This window comes from Bartonella sp. 11B, assembly GCF_002022625.1.
Taxonomy (GTDB): domain Bacteria; phylum Pseudomonadota; class Alphaproteobacteria; order Rhizobiales; family Rhizobiaceae; genus Bartonella; species Bartonella rochalimae.
Genome location: NZ_CP019783.1, coordinates 1,249,758 through 1,266,882, shown reverse-complemented (window position 1 = coordinate 1,266,882; position 17,125 = coordinate 1,249,758). Strand labels below are relative to the sequence as shown.

13 protein-coding genes and 1 pseudogene are annotated in these 17,125 nt (G+C 35.9%); 7 read left to right on the top strand and 7 right to left on the bottom strand.

Going from position 1 to position 17,125, the window contains the following annotated elements:
• Nucleotides 1-34: 34 nt before the first annotated feature.
• The gene (locus tag Bho11B_RS05455) at nt 35-523 is read left to right on the top strand and encodes a MaoC family dehydratase (protein WP_035007182.1); all 489 of its coding nucleotides are present in this window, start codon (nt 35-37) and stop codon (nt 521-523) included.
• A 39-nt stretch (nt 524-562) separates the two neighbouring features.
• On the opposite strand, the pseudogene Bho11B_RS05450 reads toward Bho11B_RS05455, so the two are convergent.
• Nucleotides 563-946, bottom strand: a pseudogene (locus Bho11B_RS05450) (ABC transporter permease subunit).
• A gap of 1,029 nt (nt 947-1,975) precedes the next feature.
• Here Bho11B_RS05450 and Bho11B_RS05445 point away from each other — a divergent pair.
• Nucleotides 1,976-2,632 (top strand): SH3 domain-containing protein, encoded by a 657-nt coding sequence (locus tag Bho11B_RS05445; protein WP_078673859.1) that lies wholly within the window; start codon nt 1,976-1,978, stop codon nt 2,630-2,632.
• A gap of 87 nt (nt 2,633-2,719) precedes the next feature.
• Here the strand turns inward: Bho11B_RS05445 and Bho11B_RS05440 are convergent, their stop codons facing one another.
• The 3 genes from Bho11B_RS05440 to Bho11B_RS05430 all read right to left on the bottom strand — a co-directional run bounded on the left by Bho11B_RS05440 (nt 2,720) and on the right by Bho11B_RS05430 (nt 5,217).
• Entirely contained in the window at nt 2,720-3,751 is a 1,032-nt protein-coding gene (locus Bho11B_RS05440) for an aspartate-semialdehyde dehydrogenase (protein WP_035007186.1), read from the bottom strand.
• A 595-nt stretch (nt 3,752-4,346) separates the two neighbouring features.
• On the bottom strand, nt 4,347-4,541 hold the full coding sequence (locus Bho11B_RS05435; RefSeq protein ID WP_035007187.1) for a Trm112 family protein: 195 nt from the start codon (nt 4,539-4,541) through the stop codon (nt 4,347-4,349).
• A gap of 13 nt (nt 4,542-4,554) precedes the next feature.
• Nucleotides 4,555-5,217: an LON peptidase substrate-binding domain-containing protein gene (locus Bho11B_RS05430; RefSeq protein WP_035007190.1), complete on the bottom strand. Its 663-nt coding sequence runs from the start codon at nt 5,215-5,217 to the stop codon at nt 4,555-4,557.
• A gap of 512 nt (nt 5,218-5,729) precedes the next feature.
• On the opposite strand from Bho11B_RS05430, the gene gcvT reads away from it, so the two are divergent.
• From gcvT to gcvP, 3 genes are read left to right on the top strand one after another with little or no spacing between them, the layout of a single operon-like run.
• Nucleotides 5,730-6,851, top strand: coding sequence for a glycine cleavage system aminomethyltransferase GcvT (gene gcvT / locus Bho11B_RS05425; protein ID WP_035007192.1), 1,122 nt, complete (start codon nt 5,730-5,732; stop codon nt 6,849-6,851).
• 6 nt (nt 6,852-6,857) lie between these two features.
• Complete coding sequence (gene gcvH / locus Bho11B_RS05420; RefSeq protein ID WP_035007193.1) at nt 6,858-7,226, top strand: glycine cleavage system protein GcvH; 369 nt, start codon at nt 6,858-6,860, stop codon at nt 7,224-7,226.
• 4 nt (nt 7,227-7,230) lie between these two features.
• Entirely contained in the window at nt 7,231-10,026 is a 2,796-nt protein-coding gene (gene gcvP / locus Bho11B_RS05415; protein WP_078673858.1) for an aminomethyl-transferring glycine dehydrogenase, read from the top strand.
• A 127-nt stretch (nt 10,027-10,153) separates the two neighbouring features.
• Here the strand turns inward: gcvP and alr are convergent, their stop codons facing one another.
• Both alr and Bho11B_RS05400 read right to left on the bottom strand, forming a co-directional pair.
• Complete coding sequence (alr, locus tag Bho11B_RS05410) at nt 10,154-11,275, bottom strand: alanine racemase (RefSeq protein WP_035007196.1); 1,122 nt, start codon at nt 11,273-11,275, stop codon at nt 10,154-10,156.
• A gap of 1,069 nt (nt 11,276-12,344) precedes the next feature.
• Nucleotides 12,345-14,459: a lytic transglycosylase domain-containing protein gene (locus Bho11B_RS05400; RefSeq protein WP_078673857.1), complete on the bottom strand. Its 2,115-nt coding sequence runs from the start codon at nt 14,457-14,459 to the stop codon at nt 12,345-12,347.
• Between the two features lie 238 nt (nt 14,460-14,697).
• Here Bho11B_RS05400 and dapA point away from each other — a divergent pair, with 238 nt between their 5' ends.
• Both dapA and smpB read left to right on the top strand, forming a co-directional pair.
• The gene (gene dapA, locus Bho11B_RS05395; RefSeq protein WP_078673856.1) at nt 14,698-15,582 is read left to right on the top strand and encodes a 4-hydroxy-tetrahydrodipicolinate synthase; all 885 of its coding nucleotides are present in this window, start codon (nt 14,698-14,700) and stop codon (nt 15,580-15,582) included.
• 18 nt (nt 15,583-15,600) lie between these two features.
• Nucleotides 15,601-16,080 (top strand): SsrA-binding protein SmpB, encoded by a 480-nt coding sequence (gene smpB, locus Bho11B_RS05390; protein WP_035007204.1) that lies wholly within the window; start codon nt 15,601-15,603, stop codon nt 16,078-16,080.
• Nucleotides 16,081-16,116: 36 nt separating this feature from the next.
• On the opposite strand, the gene Bho11B_RS05385 is transcribed toward smpB, so the two are convergent.
• Nucleotides 16,117-16,785 (bottom strand): uracil-DNA glycosylase, encoded by a 669-nt coding sequence (locus Bho11B_RS05385; protein WP_035007206.1) that lies wholly within the window; start codon nt 16,783-16,785, stop codon nt 16,117-16,119.
• Between the last annotated feature and the right edge of the window lie 340 nt (nt 16,786-17,125).

The following is a 17,125-nucleotide window of genomic DNA, read 5'->3' as shown; positions in this document are numbered from 1 at the left end:
TTAGTTTTTTATTCAGCAAAATAAGGATAGTGTTATGCAACGAAAAATAGCAGTGCAAGATATAGCCAATTTCATTGGAAAAGAAATTGGCTTATCGCAGTGGCGTCTTGTTACTCAAGATATGATTAATCAATTTGCATATGCAACCGATGACCATCAATGGATTCATGTAGATGAAGAAAAAGCGAAAAAAACGCCTTTTGGAGGCACTATTGCTCATGGTTTTTTAACATTGTCACTTTTGTCTGTGTTAGCTTATGAGGCATTGCCAGAGTTGGAAGGTGCAACAATGGGGATTAATTATGGTTTTGATAAAGTTCGTTTTATGAATCCTGTAAAAACAGGAGCACGAGTCCGTGCTCGTTTTATTTTAAATAATGCTAAAGTTCGTCCTTCTGGTCGTGTTGTTTTTCATTATGAAGTAACGATGGAGATTGAACAGTTAAAAAATCCAGCTCTTATTGCCGACTGGCTTATTATTGCTATGATTGGGGAAAATAAGTCCGCATCTGAAACTGTTTAATTTTGTTTTGTCCAATTTCTATGCAATTTGATCATCAATTTATTCGACAATTATATTGAGAATAATTAAAAAATAATCACTATCGTCATTAGTGCGGTATTGTATAGCGTTGGTAGCCATAGCTAATTGCTAGAATACCTAGACTGCCACCATCAAGATATCCAGCGAGCAAAGTAGCACTGATTAAAGAAATGACTATGATTGTAAAACCAGTAATGATACTAGTGAGTGGTACAGGGGGATAAGGATATTGTCTGATGATCTGAAAGTGGTTGGTTTCCATAGAATGGATGGCTTCAACTAAATTATGCTCGATTGTTTTAAAAGATAATTCTGCTATGCATGCATACTGTGCAGTTGTATGAAGCAACAAACCAAGCTGCGGTCCTAAAATAATGGACATAAATAAGCACTGATTGTCATGAATAATGTAAAAATAGCAGTGGGAAGCTCAACATAAAGAATGTTAAATGTAGCCAAAAACCTCACAATATTGACTCTTTTCGGTCAACTATTAAATGGCTTTTTAGAGCTACTTTATTGTGTTCAGGAAGACCTAAAAAGACGTACGATAGTTTTTCTTTGGACTGTATCAAGATTACCTATGAAAAATACGCGCTCTTAAGCTTGTTTCATTTTCAAGGAGATTAAGAAAAGTTCTTTGAACAATGTCACTGGCAATGTTGTTTAGGTAACGGCTTCTTGACCTGTTGATTTAATTTTTTGCAAATTACATAGGAAGCTGTGGCGTTACAGTTTTGGCATAGCAATAGTTGCATCTCTTTGAAGTGAGGTGAAATTTTTTGATACATTTTTCTTCTGCAATTTATCCTTGGTTAAGAACAACAGTATAGGAAGTGTGAAAGATAAAGGGAGAGAGAAAAAGAAATAATCCAATGATTGTGCATTGCAGCAGTTATTCAACTTCATACGTGTTTATCTTTCTTTTGTTTTTGTATAAAGGTTTTACAGGACAATTTTGTGTATTCGAATTATCTTGAAAAAAATTAAAAAGTATAAAAGCTTTAGAGAGTACTCAATCATTTTTATTTTAAAAATGATATTATCTTTTTATCCTCTGTTACGAAGTGCTTATCTTTGAACAAACATATCCTATTAATGGAAGAGGTTTACTCTGACTTAGGTCAATATATTTTAAATTGTGATCTTTTTTGTGGAACCAATAGTATTTTCAAAACTTCTTTAAGAACTGATGATCAGGTGATCAAATGATATTTTTGCATGCAATGATCGATAAGATCAGCATTGTTTGCAAGAGAAGAGCTCGTGTCTATAGGGTGGTGGGAGACACGTAAGAGAGCTTTTTCAATTTTCTTAAGATGTAGCAGTCTTTTGAGAAATCAAAAAATTTACCACCATTTTATTGAAACGAGACAAATTTTTGCACAGGCAAATTTGAGTTTCTAAATGCTATGGAATAGGAAAGAGAGAATGTTTAAAAAGAGTTTTTTATCAGCAACAATGATGTTGACATCTTTGATGGGAGCGGGGTTTATGTTGGCTACTTCTGATGTAGCTGCTGGAACAGTTGCTAAAATAGAAAAAGGTAAAGCAATTTTACGCGCAGGACCAGCTACAACTTATAAAGTTACGGCGGTAGTTCCTACTGGAGCGAAGGTACAAATTAATGGCTGTCTCGCTGATAAAGTATGGTGTTTACTTCAACATAATGAAACGGTTGGTTGGGCATCTGCAAATTATTTTAATGTTGACAATATTCCCGTAATTTCTTTTATGCAGATTAAAAGAAAGCCACAACCTGTTATTCAAAAGCAAATAGTACAAGAAAAACAGGTTATCTCTCATCCAAACAATACGCCTACTGCTACAGTAGCAGAGAAAAAGGTGCAAAAAAAAGATGAAACAAGTGCGACGATTAATAAGAAGCCTGTAGATATTAAGGATATTGTACCCACGGGTGTGAAAAAAACTGATGATCGAATAATTTTAAAACCTTCTGAAAATACACGTGAAATATCTATAAAACGAGTAACAGCTTATAATCCTTTATTTCCAGATAATGTCAATTTTGAAAATGCTGAACGCAATGAAACACGCTATCGTGTTATAACATATCCTACTTTATAAAAATAAAGAAAACTTTCTTGTATTTTTCTGAAGAAAAAATAAACAAAAATAGCAGCATAAAGAGAATTTTTATGCTGCTATTTCCGTTTAGATAGCTGATTTAGGTGTGATTAAATTACGAGAGATGAGAAGTTCAGCAATCTGAACTGCATTTAATGCTGCTCCTTTCCTTAAATTATCAGCAACAACCCAAAAAGCTAAGCCATTTTCGACGGTAGCATCTTCGCGAATACGGCTAATAAAAATATCATCCTCTCCTGTGCATTCATAGGGAGAGATGTAACCACCATCTTCTTGTTTATCTATGATTTGGCAACCAGGTGTATTGCGTAGGAGCGCGCGCGCTTCATGGGCACTTAATGGTTTTGCAAATTCAACATTAACAGATTCAGCATGACCAATAAAGACAGGGACTCGAACAGCAGTAGCCGTTAATTTGATCTTGGGGTCAAGAATTTTTTTTGTTTCGGCCATTATTTTCCATTCTTCTTTAGTATAGCCGTCTTCCATAAAAACATCGATATGAGGAATGATATTAAAAGCGATGCGTTTAGTAAACTTTTTTAATAAGATTGGATCAGCAACGAAAACAGCTCGTGATTGTTCAAATAGTTCATCCATTTCTTCTTTACCAGCTCCAGAGACTGATTGATAAGTGGATACAACAACGCGTTTGATGATTGCTGCATCATGGAGAGGTTTTAAAGCAACAACAAGTTGAATGGTTGAACAATTAGGATTGGCAATAATGTTACGTTTAGAAAATGCTTTAATGCTTTCTGCATTTACTTCTGGCACAATCAAGGGAACATTGATATCATAACGCCATGTGGAGGAGTTATCGATGACTACACAACCAGCAGCGCTAATCTTAGGAGCGTATTCTTTGGAAATAGTTCCTCCAGCAGACATGAGACACAAATCAGTGTCAGAAAAGTTATATGTATCAAGCGCTTTGACTTTTAAAGTTTTGTTGCCATAAGAAACACTCTGTCCTATTGAGCGTCGTGAAGCCAAAGGAACTATTTCGCTAGCTGGAAAGCAACGCTCTTCTAGAATTGTTAATATTTCACGCCCAACATTTCCCGTAGCACCAACAACTGCAACTTTAAAATTCATATTTTCACTTCTTTCTCTATTTTATAAAACAGATATGACGCTAATTTTTTTTAGGTTAAATCTAACAAAGAGGGTAAATTAGCCAAGAAATTTGCATATTTTAATTATTACTTTCTTAGGCCCAATTGTATACATACAATTATCGTGATGAGGGTACTATAGATCACTTTACTTGACAATACACTTCTTCCTTGGTTTTTTTAGAACTGGAGAGAGTTTCAATTTTTTCTGTCAAATTAATAAATATTATTTTTCATGAGGTTTTGATTGAGCAGACTGCTAATCTGTTATTGATTATCGTTTTTTCAGGCTTTTTTGTTGCATAAGGAACAGAGTTTAAGGCAACAGGTCTATTTTTGTTAGCAGGTGATGAGTAAAATTATTTTATGCATTTATCAATTGATATTCAAAGAAATAATATGAGTTTTATGGAAGCAGAGAATGAGTTTCTTTGTTGAAAAAAATTAAAGCTTTAACGTTATTAGTCAGTAGAATAGTTTTCTTAAGATTTTCTTTGGGTATGTATTTTAAAAAACTGATCGAGAGAAAATATGTTTTGATATAAAATTTGGTTTTATGAAAAGGAAAATAAAAACTATTTTTTTTCATTATGTTTTAAAGGACGCGCTTCTGAGGTAAGCATAATGGGAACACCACTACGAATAGGATAGGCGAGTTTTGCTTTTAATGAAATTAATTCTTGTGTTTTTTTATTTAAAGAGAGCGGCTCTTTTGTGAGTGGGCAGACCAGTAATTCAAGCATCTTAGGATCAGTTGTCATTTTTTTCATGTTTGAAAATCCGTTAATGTAAGAGATGATATGCCCCTGTTTGTTTCATAAGTGAACGTTCAGTTAAAGCAAGGAGAGTTTGGGCGCGACTTGCAATATCTGGCGCTTCCAGTAAAGCTTGCTTTTCTTCTGGAGTAAAGGGAATAAGAGTTGAAAGAGCATTAACGAGTACAGGTGTAGGCGTTTGTAAAATATTATTCCAATTATGTTCAATTTCATGAAGTACAAGATAATTTTCGATCGTATTGAGTAAATTTTCTCGATTAATATTCTCTGAGTTTTCATATTCTTGTAAATCTTTTATATTAAATTCAATGATGGCAATCCGATAAGGCTTTTTGCTCGCTAATTCTTTTTTTAAGGTAAAACGACAAATACCTTGTAATACGATAAGAAGTCGTCCATTTCCTGTTTCATTATAATTTGTAATACGACCAACACAGCCCATTTCATAGAGTTCTGAGGATAAATCATCTGTACTCGATGATAACGGCTGAATGATTCCTAATAGACGATTAGATGTCATAGCGTCTTCAATCATTTCAAGAGCACTTGGTTCAAAAATGTTAAGCGATAAAAAACCTCCAGGAAGCAATAATGCGCCTTCTAAAGGAAAAATGGCAATTTGTTTTGGTAAGTCATGTTCACAATTATAGTGGATATTACCAGCTTTCATGAGTGTTCTATAACCTTTATCCAATACAGTTTCGTACCTAGAATTATTATAATTTTTTATTATAAGAAAATTATATTATTATGAGCGAGACTATATCACATAATAACATAATATAAGTCATTATAATGAAAAAAACTATAATCTCTCCTTATAGAGAAAAGTAAGAGAAACAACAATATCTTGGGTTGTTTTCAGTAAGATTTTAAAGAATATGAGTTCCTCTCAAGTAAAGATTTATAAGGGTAGTTTGAAAAAACAAGGTTATTATAAAAAAATTTGAAATTTAGAGTGCTATAATCAGTTTTTTAATGACAGTGTAGAGAAGATAAGTTATAGCAAAAATATGTTGGAAAGAATGTCATTGCTTCTTTCATTCTTTGCGGGAGAGTGCAAAATGTGAACTTTCACATCTGCCGCCAAAGAGAAAAATAATCCGCAATCTTGCAGGTTTGAGACAAAGGGTAAGAAAGACAACCACAATATAGAGTGGTAAACGTGGCTTTGGAGAAATTATGGACACCGATTTGCAGACATTTGAGACATTGCCTTTAAAAAAACTTCCTTTACATAATTTACATGAAAAAGCACAAGCGAAATTTGGCGCTTTTGCTGGTTGGATGATGCCTTTAGTTTATCCTCTAGGTGTTTTGAAAGAGCATTTGCATACACGTGCTCAGGCTGGTCTTTTTGATATCTCTCATATGAAGTTAATAGCTATTGAAGGGCAAGAAGCAGCTGAATTTTTATCTTATGCACTTCCTATTGATGCATTCCTTTTAAAAAAAGGCCAATCACGCTATAATTATTTGCTGAATGAGCAAGCTGGTATTCTTGATGATCTTATTCTTACGCGTTTAGATAAATATCGTTTTATGCTGGTTGTTAATGCAGGGAATGCACAGGCTGATTTTGCCGAACTTCAAAAACGTGCAGTTGGTTTTGACTGTAAAATAGTTGCGCTTGAGAGAGTTTTGCTTGCTCTTCAAGGTCCGCAGGCTGCCTCTGTTTTGGCTGATGCAGGTTTGCTTGGTAATGAGCTTTTGTTTATGCAAGGGTTTGAGCCATACCAAGATTGGTTTGTAACACGTTCTGGTTATACAGGAGAGGACGGTTTTGAAATTGCACTTTCAGAAAGTCAGGCACGTTCATTAGTTGAAAAATTACTCGATGATTATCGTGTTGAATGGATCGGTCTTGCTGCGCGTGATAGTCTTCGACTGGAGGCGGGATTGTGTTTACATGGTAATGATATTACACCTGATACCACTCCTATTGAGGCTGCACTGACATGGGCTGTGTCCAAGAGTGTTCGGGAAAAAGCTAAGTTTTATGGGGCAGAAGCTTTTCTTAGAGCATATCAGAAAGGGCCTTCTCGTTGTCGTGTTGGTTTAAAACCACAGGGACGTCAGCCTGTACGTGCAGGTGCAGTTCTTCTAGATGATAAGGGGAAACAGATTGGAATAGTGACATCGGGTGGTTTTGGTCCTTCTTTTAATGGTCCTGTAGCAATGGGCTATGTTCCTATTGATTGGAAAATCGAAGGAACAGAAGTTTTTACTGAAGTGCGTGGCAAAAAAATCATGTTGTCTGTTCATTCGCTTCCTTTTGTTGAACAACGTTATTTTAAGGGATAATTGTTTATGTCTAAAATTTATTTTACGCAAGATCACGAATGGATAAGTGTTGAGGGACAGATCGCTACGGTTGGAATTACCAATCATGCTCAAGAGCAGTTAGGTGATTTGGTATTTGTTGATTTGCCACAGAGCGGAACACATATTTCTAAGGGAGATGCAGCTGCTGTTGTTGAGTCTGTTAAAGCGGCATCGGATGTTTATGCACCTATTGATGGAGAAGTGATTGAAGCTAATGAAGCTTTAGCAGGTGATCCTGCGTTGGTAAATCAGCAAGCCGAAAAGGAAGGTTGGTTATGGAAAATGAGGATACAGGATAAGACACAGCTTGATGAGTTATTAGATGAATCTTCTTATCGTGCATTGATTGGGTAAAATTATGCAAGAACATCGTTTTGTTTCGCGGCACATAGGGCTTCGATCTGATGAAATACAAAAAATGCTTAGGGTGTTAGCGCTTGATTCAATAGAAGCTTTAGTTTCTCAAGCTGTTCCTGAGTCTGTTCATTTGAAACGATTGCTTAATTTACCAGAAGCAGCAAATGAAGAAAAAGCTTTGGAAGAATTATCGAAGATTATGGAACGCAATAATGTCCGGAAGAGTTTTATTGGACAAGGCTATTATGGAACATTTGTACCACCTGTTATTTTGCGTAATTTTTTTGAAAATCCGGCTTGGTATACCGCTTATACACCCTATCAGGCAGAGATTAGCCAGGGCCGTTTAGAGCTTTTGTTTTATTTTCAAACATTAATAAGTGAATTGACTGGATTACCTGTTGCGGCTGCTTCACTTCTTGATGAGGCAACAGCTTTAGCTGAAGCTAATGCGGTGGCTGTCCGTTTTGCACGTGAGAAAAAAACAAAAATTTTGATTCAAGGCCTTTTACATCCTCAAACATTGAGTGTTGCGCAGACACGTGCTGAAACACAGGGCATTCACATGAGCGAAAAAGGTGAAATTTGTTCTGATACGGCCGCTGTTGTTTTACCATGGCCAGATACAAGAGGATGCTTTAATGATTATAATGAAGTTATTAAAGAGGCAAAGGAGAAGGGGGCTCTAGTTATTGTCGTTGCAGATCCTTTAGCTCTTACCCTTATGGAAGCACCAGCCAAATGGGGAGCTGATATTGTTGTTGGTTCTATGCAGCGTTATGGAGTTCCAATGGGTTTTGGTGGTCCTCATGCAGGTTATCTTGCCGTGAGTGATGCTTTAATGCGTTTAATTCCAGGGCGTATTGTTGGGCAATCGACAGATACAAAAGGGCGTACTGGTTTTCGATTAGCATTGCAAACGCGTGAACAACATATTCGACGTGATAAAGCAACATCGAATATATGTACTGCGCAGGCTTTGTTGGCTAACATGGCAGTGGCTTATGCTATTTGGCATGGTCCAAAAGGTCTACAGGAAATTGCCAAACGTGTTCACAGTTTAACATGTCGTTTTGTTGCTGGTTTAGAAGCGGTGGGTATCCATTGTGAGGGTAAATATTTTTTTGATTGTATTAGTGTTTTTGTCGAGAAGAGAGCTCAAGATATTGCAAATCAAGCAAAAATGGGTGGGCGGCTTGTGCGTGTTCTTAATGATGATTGGGTTGCAATTAATTTTGATGAATTATCAACAGAAGAAGATGCTATTGCTTTAGCACAGCTTTTTAACGCACAATTAACTGATGAAACTGCTACAAGGCTTTTTGGCAAAGAGCGTGATTCTGCTTTTCTTTCGCAGTCATTTTTTCACGCAGTGCATTCAGAAACCGACATGATGCGCTTTTTACGTCGCTTATCAGATAAGGATTTAGCACTGGATCGGGCAATGATTCCACTTGGTTCTTGTACAATGAAACTGAATGCTGCGGCTGAGTTAATACCTGTGAGTTGGCCTACAGTGGCTAATATACATCCTTTTGCACCTAAAGAGGATGCGTTGGGATATCAGGAAATGATGAACCAGTTAAATGCATGGTTATGTGAAATTACAGGGTTTGCTCAAGTTTCTTTTCAGCCTAATTCTGGTGCTCAAGGTGAATATGCTGGACTTTTGGCTATTTGGCGATATCATCAATCTCGTGGTGATCATCAGCGTAATATTTGTCTTATTCCTGCATCAGCACATGGAACTAATCCAGCTTCAGCACATATGGCAGGGATGGAAGTTGTAGTAGTGAAATGCTTAAGTGATGGTGATGTTGATATTGATGATCTTAAAGCGAAAGCACAATTGCATAAAGCTCATTTGGCAGCTTTAATGATTACTTATCCTTCAACACATGGTGTTTATGAGGAAAACATTAAGGACATTTGTGCCATTATTCATGAAAATGGTGGGCAAGTCTATTTCGATGGAGCTAATTTAAATGCACTTGTAGGCCTTGCACGTCCTGCGGATATGGGAGCGGATGTTTGTCACATGAACCTTCATAAAACATTTGCGATTCCTCATGGTGGTGGAGGTCCTGGTGTTGGCCCGATTGGCGTTGGAATGCATTTAAAACCGTTTTTACCTGGCCACGAACAAGATAAGACGACTCATGCCGTTTCAGCAGCTCCCTATGGCAGTGCTTCTATTTTAGTGATTACATGGATGTATATTCGGATGATGGGAGCTGATGGATTAAAATGTGCAACACAGATAGCAATATTAAATGCTAATTATGTTGCTGAGCGGCTCTCAAAGGCTTATTCTATTCTTTATCGGGGTAAACATGGGCGTGTTGCACATGAATGTATTGTGGATACACGGTCTCTGAAAGAGCAATATGGAATCAGTGTTGATGATATTGCAAAACGTCTTATTGATTATGGATTTCATGCTCCAACAATGTCATTTCCAGTTCCTGGAACTTTGATGATTGAGCCAACTGAATCAGAACCGAAGGCAGAAATTGATCGTCTTTGTGATGCTTTGTTATCTATTGCTGAAGAATCTAAGAAAATTGGTGAAGGCATTTGGCCGAAAGATGATAATCCATTGGTGAATGCACCGCATACATTAGCAGACACTTTAGACGATAATTGGAAACGGGCTTATTCGAGAAAAGAAGCTGCTTTTCCTGATCCTCGCTTTGATCCAGCAAATAAATATTGGCCGCCTGTTTCACGTATTGACAATGTTTCTGGTGATAGAACTTTGATTTGTTCTTGTCCACCATTGGTGAACACGGTTTAAATTTATTTTCTTATGTTTCAATTAAGCAAGTCTATATCAAGCCTGTGGAGTTGGATATAATTTATTTCGATTTTTGTTTAAGGCTGATCATGGCTATCTTAGATTCATTTTATGAGAATTCGAAGATTTAAATGTAAATACGTTTATAACGAGAACCAAGAGAAGTAAGAATTTCGTAAGGAATAGTCCCTGCATCTGCAGCAACATTTTCGACAGTTTGATGTTTTCCAATAAGTTCTACCCAATCACCACGTTTTGGTTTTTCATGCTTAAGATTGGTTGCATCAACAATAATAGAATCCATAGAGATTTGTCCAATGATGGGTAGTTTGTGTTGGTTGAAATAAACGGAACCTTTGTTAGAAAGGTTTCGTAGCCAGCCATCGGCATAACCAATAGAAATGGTGGTAAGAATGCTGGGCTTTTGAGTGATGAAACTTCCCCCATAACCCACAGGAGTTCCCGCTTCAGTGCAACGGCTTTGAATAACTTGAGCCTTAAGTTTTAAAACAGATTTAAGAGATGTGGGATGTTTTTGATGGGGATCAATTCCATAAAGTCCAATACCTGGGCGGACAAGATCAAAATAAAAGTCTGGGCCAAGAAAGATTCCTCCAGAATTAGCAAGTGAAGCTTTACAGGCAGGAAGTTGTGCAAGTGCTTTTTTCATAGCGTTTTTTTGTTCGCAATTGGATGTGTGTGTTGCATTGTCTCCATTAGCAAGGTGGCTGATAATGTATTTTATGTCTGCTATTTCGAAGAGAGTAGGATTTTGGATCAACCATTGTAGCTCTTCTTGATCGAGCCCTAGTCGATTCATATTAGTATCAATTTGAATGATTGCTGGAAATTTTTTACCATTTTTTTGACAATGCATTTGCCAGTTTTCAATTTCATTCCGAGAATTAAGAACAGGGACAATACCAGTTTGAGTCACGAATTCTTCTGCAGTAGGGGGAATACCATTCAGAAGGATAAGGGTAACATTATTTGGTAAAATAGCTTTTAATTGGAGTGCTTCTTTAAGATGGGCAATAAAAAAAGTGCGGCAACCAGCTTGATAAAGTGCAGGGGCAATTTTTTCAGCTCCTAGCCCATAGGCATCAGCTTTTACAACAGCTGAACATTCTACAGGAGCAACACGTTGGACTAAGGTTTTATAATTAGCAATAATTGCACCAATATCAATAGTTGCTATCGCAGTATAGGGTAGTATTGCATTTTCTTCATAACCAACAAACTTGTCCATTTTGTAATCCTATCTCTATATAATAAGATACAAATTCCCTTTTAATTATTATTCTTATAACTGTGCCTATGATACACAAAAACGCGAATATTATTTTTACTTTAAAATATATAAGTGGTGAAAGCAATTAGTGAAGTGAGAGATGCAATTTTGATACAATGAATGGAGTGTTATTTTCTTTGAATGATAGCTCCTACTGGAATAATGTTTTTTCATTTTAATTTTTCTTTTTGAAGCAAACAAAACCATTTATCTAAACGTCATAAGAAAAAAGAATAGATGATAAATTATTTGAGAAGGAATTTTACAATACCTTTTAGGAGACATCTACATAAGAAAGAAGTTGTAATGTTAGTGAGTGAATAAAAATATAGAAGTAATGATGGTATTGGTTTTTTGCTTTATAAATATAAAGGTAAAGATGGTGGCAATTCGGTTGAGCTTGTATTATATTTTCAGTGGACGATGATAAGAAATGAGTTGGGGAGAAAGTATAAATATCTTTTAAAACGGATTCGTAAATTAATTGTAGACTATTTTTTCGTAAGGAATATGATCCTATTAAAGGATGAAAAAAGTATGAAGTTATTGTTAATCTTCATTATTTTGAATGTATTGCTTTAGACAATTTTGAAAGACGGAAAGTTGATTTAAACAAGTAATAAAGCTGGACATTGGTGTTACTTTAATTATGCTCTTTTCAAATTGTTATCTCTTTATTGTAGAGATAAGCTAAATTAGTGTATTTAACGTTTTCATTTCAGTCTATTCTATATAAAACTGGGATAGCAGTGAAAATTTGAAACTGTCTCAATGTGTCATTGCATGAGAGGTAGATACTTAATTTACAGGTAAGAGCTAAAGTATGCTTTTCAAATTAGGCTAATAATGTAATAAAAGATATCACCATTATAAACTAAAGTGATATTCTGATTTTTATTAAATGCTTCAAAAGCAATAACATATATGGTTTTACAGATGCTTATTTAAAAGGCATTTACATAACTTCATTATACCGTATCCTACAATAAAAGATAAGAAGAGGATCTATTTTGAAATAGACGAGAGTCTATGACTTCCTGTAGCCAGCAATGAGATCAGATTTGATATCTGTGGTTCCAATGAGACGCGCTTTGTAAACTTCATAATTTTCTATAACACGCATCACATAGTTACGCGTTTCTGTATAGGGGATACGTTCGATCCAGTCGACAACGTTATCAAGAGATTGTCCTCTAGGATCACCGTAACGTTCTATCCATTCATTTGCGCGACGGAAGCCTGCATTATAGCTGATAAAAGCCAATATATAAGATCCGTTAAAATGCTCTAATTGTTCACTTAAAAAATGAGCACCTAATATAGTATTATAATTGACATCACTGCTAAATTTTTTGTGAGACCACGCAATTGAATGTTTGTTAGCTAATGCTTTTGCTGTGGTAGGTAACAATTGTAACATACCTTGGGCTCCAGCTTTTGATATAGCGACAGGATTAAATTCACTTTCTTGGCGTGCAATGGCATAGATGAGTGCCTTTTTTGTTGCAGAAAAGTTGATGGATGTTGGAATAGCCCCGATAGGATGGGAAAGAGCGCTGACGGCCTTACCTTGAACAACAGCAGTTTTACCGATTTTGAGGCTGGTATAATAGTCGCCACTTTTTTCTGACATAACAGCTAAAAGAGCTAATTCACCAGGATTGTCTATTGTTGTGCTGAGCTCTTTATAAAAAATTTTAGCGAGATTAGCATAGCCAGCAGCTTCAAGCCTTTGGATAACTTGAACACCTTTTCGTGCACTAAAACTTTGCCGCTCATTCATTGTTGGCTTAGGAAAATAAATTTCAAGTTTTTTTTCGTTAAGTCGAGAGGCTGCTAATTGACCATAATAAGTTGTACCAAAATGAGCAGCGCGCTGAAAATAATGTTGAGCATTTTTATATTCACCTAAGGCTTCTGCTGTTCGCCCCATCCAATAATAGCCACGGGATGTTGAGAGAGGAGAAGAGGAGAGTTGAGGGATATGCGTAAAGTGATGCATTGCTGTCTTGGGGCTATGAAGAAATCGAAGTGCATACCATCCCGCGTGAAACGCAGCATCAATTTTAAATGAGGGTGTTCCTCCAATATGAGCTGAAACAAGTTGATAAGCGATTTTAGGCTTGTTTAAATCAAGCATTTCACGAGAAAGAACACGTCGTTCTATCCACCATGCATCAGGGTTAATAAGATTTATCGGATCTCGTGGTGCTTGCATCATGAGTTGTGCAGCAGTTTCATATTGTCCAGTTCGTCGAAAATAACGAATTTTAGCAAATTGTAAAAGAGGATCTTTCTTCCATGATTGATCAACAGCTTTTAGTTTTTGTGCGGCTTGAGGTTCATTTTTTTCAACAGCAGCAAAAGCATTAAAGAGAGATTGGGCATGGGCTAATTTTGCAATCCGCTGAGCTGAATCAATACGATTTGCATAAAGCATAATCTTCATACGTTTCAGATGATCAGAGGGTTTTAATGCAGTGCTTGCATTTTTAAGAATAAGATCTTCTTCTTGAGCGTTGAGCTGTACTGTATGCCACCACGGTGCAATAATTTGTCGTGCACGGGTGGTTTGTCCAGTTACGATAAGGGCTTTGGCAAGTGCAGCCATTCCTTGTACAGTGAGGGGAGAATGGTGAGTAAATTTTTGAATAATCGCTTGTGTAGAATTGTTTTCATTAATGAAAGCACGTTCAGCATTGCGTTTCATTATATTCATACCTGGCCAACCTTTTAATTCATTGATGGCCCTTAATATTTCAGAGCTTGGTATATTCGTTTGATATGATGTGTTGATTGCCCATGTTAAAATATGGCGATCAAGACTGTTTTGAGGCATTGTATTGCGAAGCGCTATTGTTTTCATAATATCTTTGTTTGAAAGAGTATCTAAGCCGAATTTAAGCTGGTTATTTTTAGTAATCTTAATTTTTGTTGGGATATTATTCTTTATAGGATGATTAGCCTCAAAAGATTTTTTAAGTTTTTCTATGGTGATAGAAGAGTGAGGATGAACCAAGGGAATTGGTCCGTTTTGTGGTAGAAAAACTGTTTGTGCTGAGGCATTTGAGAGTAAAATGATAGTTGCCAATTTGAGTATAATAAAGATTGATACAAAATAGTGAACAGAGACTATATACATTGATGAAAGACCTTTAGATCTTGCTTTTTAGGTAATACTTTATAAATTTTAAAAGAGAAGCATGAACGACATGTTAACAACTTAGTTGTGTTTTTAGGAAATGTTCAGCATACAGAAATTATAAATTAATATTGTAAGATCTTTATGAAATTCAACTTGCTTCAGCCATAGAGCAAGACTATGTTATTATAATAAGGTGGTTATTAAAAATAAAATTTAATATTATCAGGAGTTTATTATGCTCAAGGGAGCACTAACTGCATTGATTACACCATTTAATGAAGATGGTGTTATTGATGAAAAGTCATTTTGCAATTTTATTGAATGGCAAATCGGACAAGGTATTCATGGTGTGAATCCCGTTGGGACAACAGGCGAGTCAGCAACTTTAAGTCATGAAGAACATAAGCGAGTTGTAGAATTATGCGTTAAACAAGTTTCTAAGCGTGTTCCTGTTGTTGCAGGGGCGGGGTCAAATAGCACGGATGAGGCTGTCGAGCTTGCACAGCATGCAGAGAAAGTAGGTGCAGATGCAGTTTTAGTAGTAACTCCTTATTATAATAAGCCTAATCAAAAGGGATTATATGCTCACTTTTCTGCTATTGCGAAAGCTATTTCTATTCCTATTGTGATTTATAATATTCCCGGGCGATCTGTTATTGATCTCACTGTAGAAACTATGAAAAATCTTTGTCAGGATTTTAAAAATATCGTTGGTATTAAGGATGCAACAGGTAAAATTGAGCGGGTAAGTGAACAACGAGAAAAATGTGGTAAGAATTTTATACAGCTTTCCGGTGATGATAAAACAGCATTAGGCTTTAATGCACATGGAGGTGTAGGGTGTATTTCAGTTGTATCTAATGTTGCTCCAAAGCTTTGTTCAGAGCTTTATACTGCTTGCCATCGTGGTGATTATAATACAGCATTAGAATTAAATGATCGTTTAATGCCCCTTAATTGTGCAATATTTATTGAACCAAATCCAGCGGGTATTAAATATGCTGCTGCAAAATTGGGAATTTGTAGGGATACTGTTCGTTTACCGATTGTTCCATTAGACAATACTACAAAGAGGATTATTGATGCTGCTTTGCAACATGCAGGTCTTCTTAAAGAATAAAATTATGTTGAAATAGCTATGAACAACAAAAAAAAGACAGCATCAATACGAAAAGTTATTGCCGATAATCGTAAAGCACGTTTCAATTTTGAAATTCTTGATACTCTTGAGGTCGGTATTGTTCTTCAAGGAACAGAGGTTAAGTCTTTACGTTCCAATCATGCCAATATTTCTGAAAGTTATGCTAGCTTTGAGAAGGGAGAGTTATGGTTGATTAATTCTCATATTCCTGAATATACGCAAGCGAATCGTTTTAATCATGATGCACGTCGTTTGCGTAAATTATTACTTTCAAAGCGTGAAATGGCGCGTTTCTTTAATGCAATTTCTCGTGAGGGTATGACGATTACTCCACTTAAACTTTATTTTAATGAACGGGGGCGTGTTAAATTGGAAATTGCTTTAGCACGTGGTAAAAAACTTCATGATAAACGTGAAACAGAAAAAAAACGAGATTGGGAGCGTGAAAAGGCACGACTTTTTAGAAAGTATGGATAATGGAAAAGAAATTTCCATATCTTCGTTAGAAAGATTTCAACATTGATTTAAATAGGTTTTTGCAGCTTCGAAGATTTGATAGAACATAGTATCTGTTAAACGGCCGGTATTAGTATTATAGCGTGAACAGTGATAGCTTGAAAAAATACGTAATCTACCAATATCACTAATTTTTCCATGACCAAAAGGGTGTGCTGAGGTTTTTGCATTTAAAGCTCGTAGAGTGGAGTTATGCGCAATGCTGCCAAGAGTAATGATGGCTTTTAGCTGAGGAAGATTTGTTAAAAGAGGTGAAAAAAAATGTCGACAAGTGTTGATTTCAGTGCCAGTGGGTTTATTCTCTGGTGGAACACAACGTACTGAATTAACAATTGCAGTATCGATGAGCTCTAGGGAATCATCTGATCTTTCTGCAAAAGTACCTTGAGCAAAACCAAACTTTTTTAACGTTGAATAAAGAAGGTGTCCAGCATAATCGCCTGTGAAAGGACGTCCAGTTCGGTTTGCTCCGCGTAATCCAGGAGCAAGTCCAACAATTAGAAGGCGTGTTGTTGCAGCCCCTTTATGAGGAAAAAATGGACTAACAGGTGCATTATGCCAATGAGGTTCTTTAATACGCCAGTCAGCGATAAAGTTATTTAGGCGAGGACACAAATTACAATTTGGAGGTGGTTCTGGGCACAATGATGTTAATTTACTGTTCATGGATTGCAGGTACCAATTATATTTTATCAAAAATCTTTTAAGCTATTTTATTTGATATTCAGTCGAGTATATTTTTGTAAACAGCTTTATAATATGCATACAGAGATTTTTTCACAATATGATTAGATGAATTTGTTGCTGATTGTGTTATAGAGAGAATATGTATTGCTATGATTAGTTGTAATGTATTGACCATACATTACCAAAAGAATTTAAAGTTTTTTCTTTTTTTAAGGGGGATATGTTATTTTCTTAATTATAGAAACTTAATTTTTTGCATAGTGATGGATTAAAAAACTATATTTTTTAAAGATGCTTGTGGATTAGGTATATTTAGTTT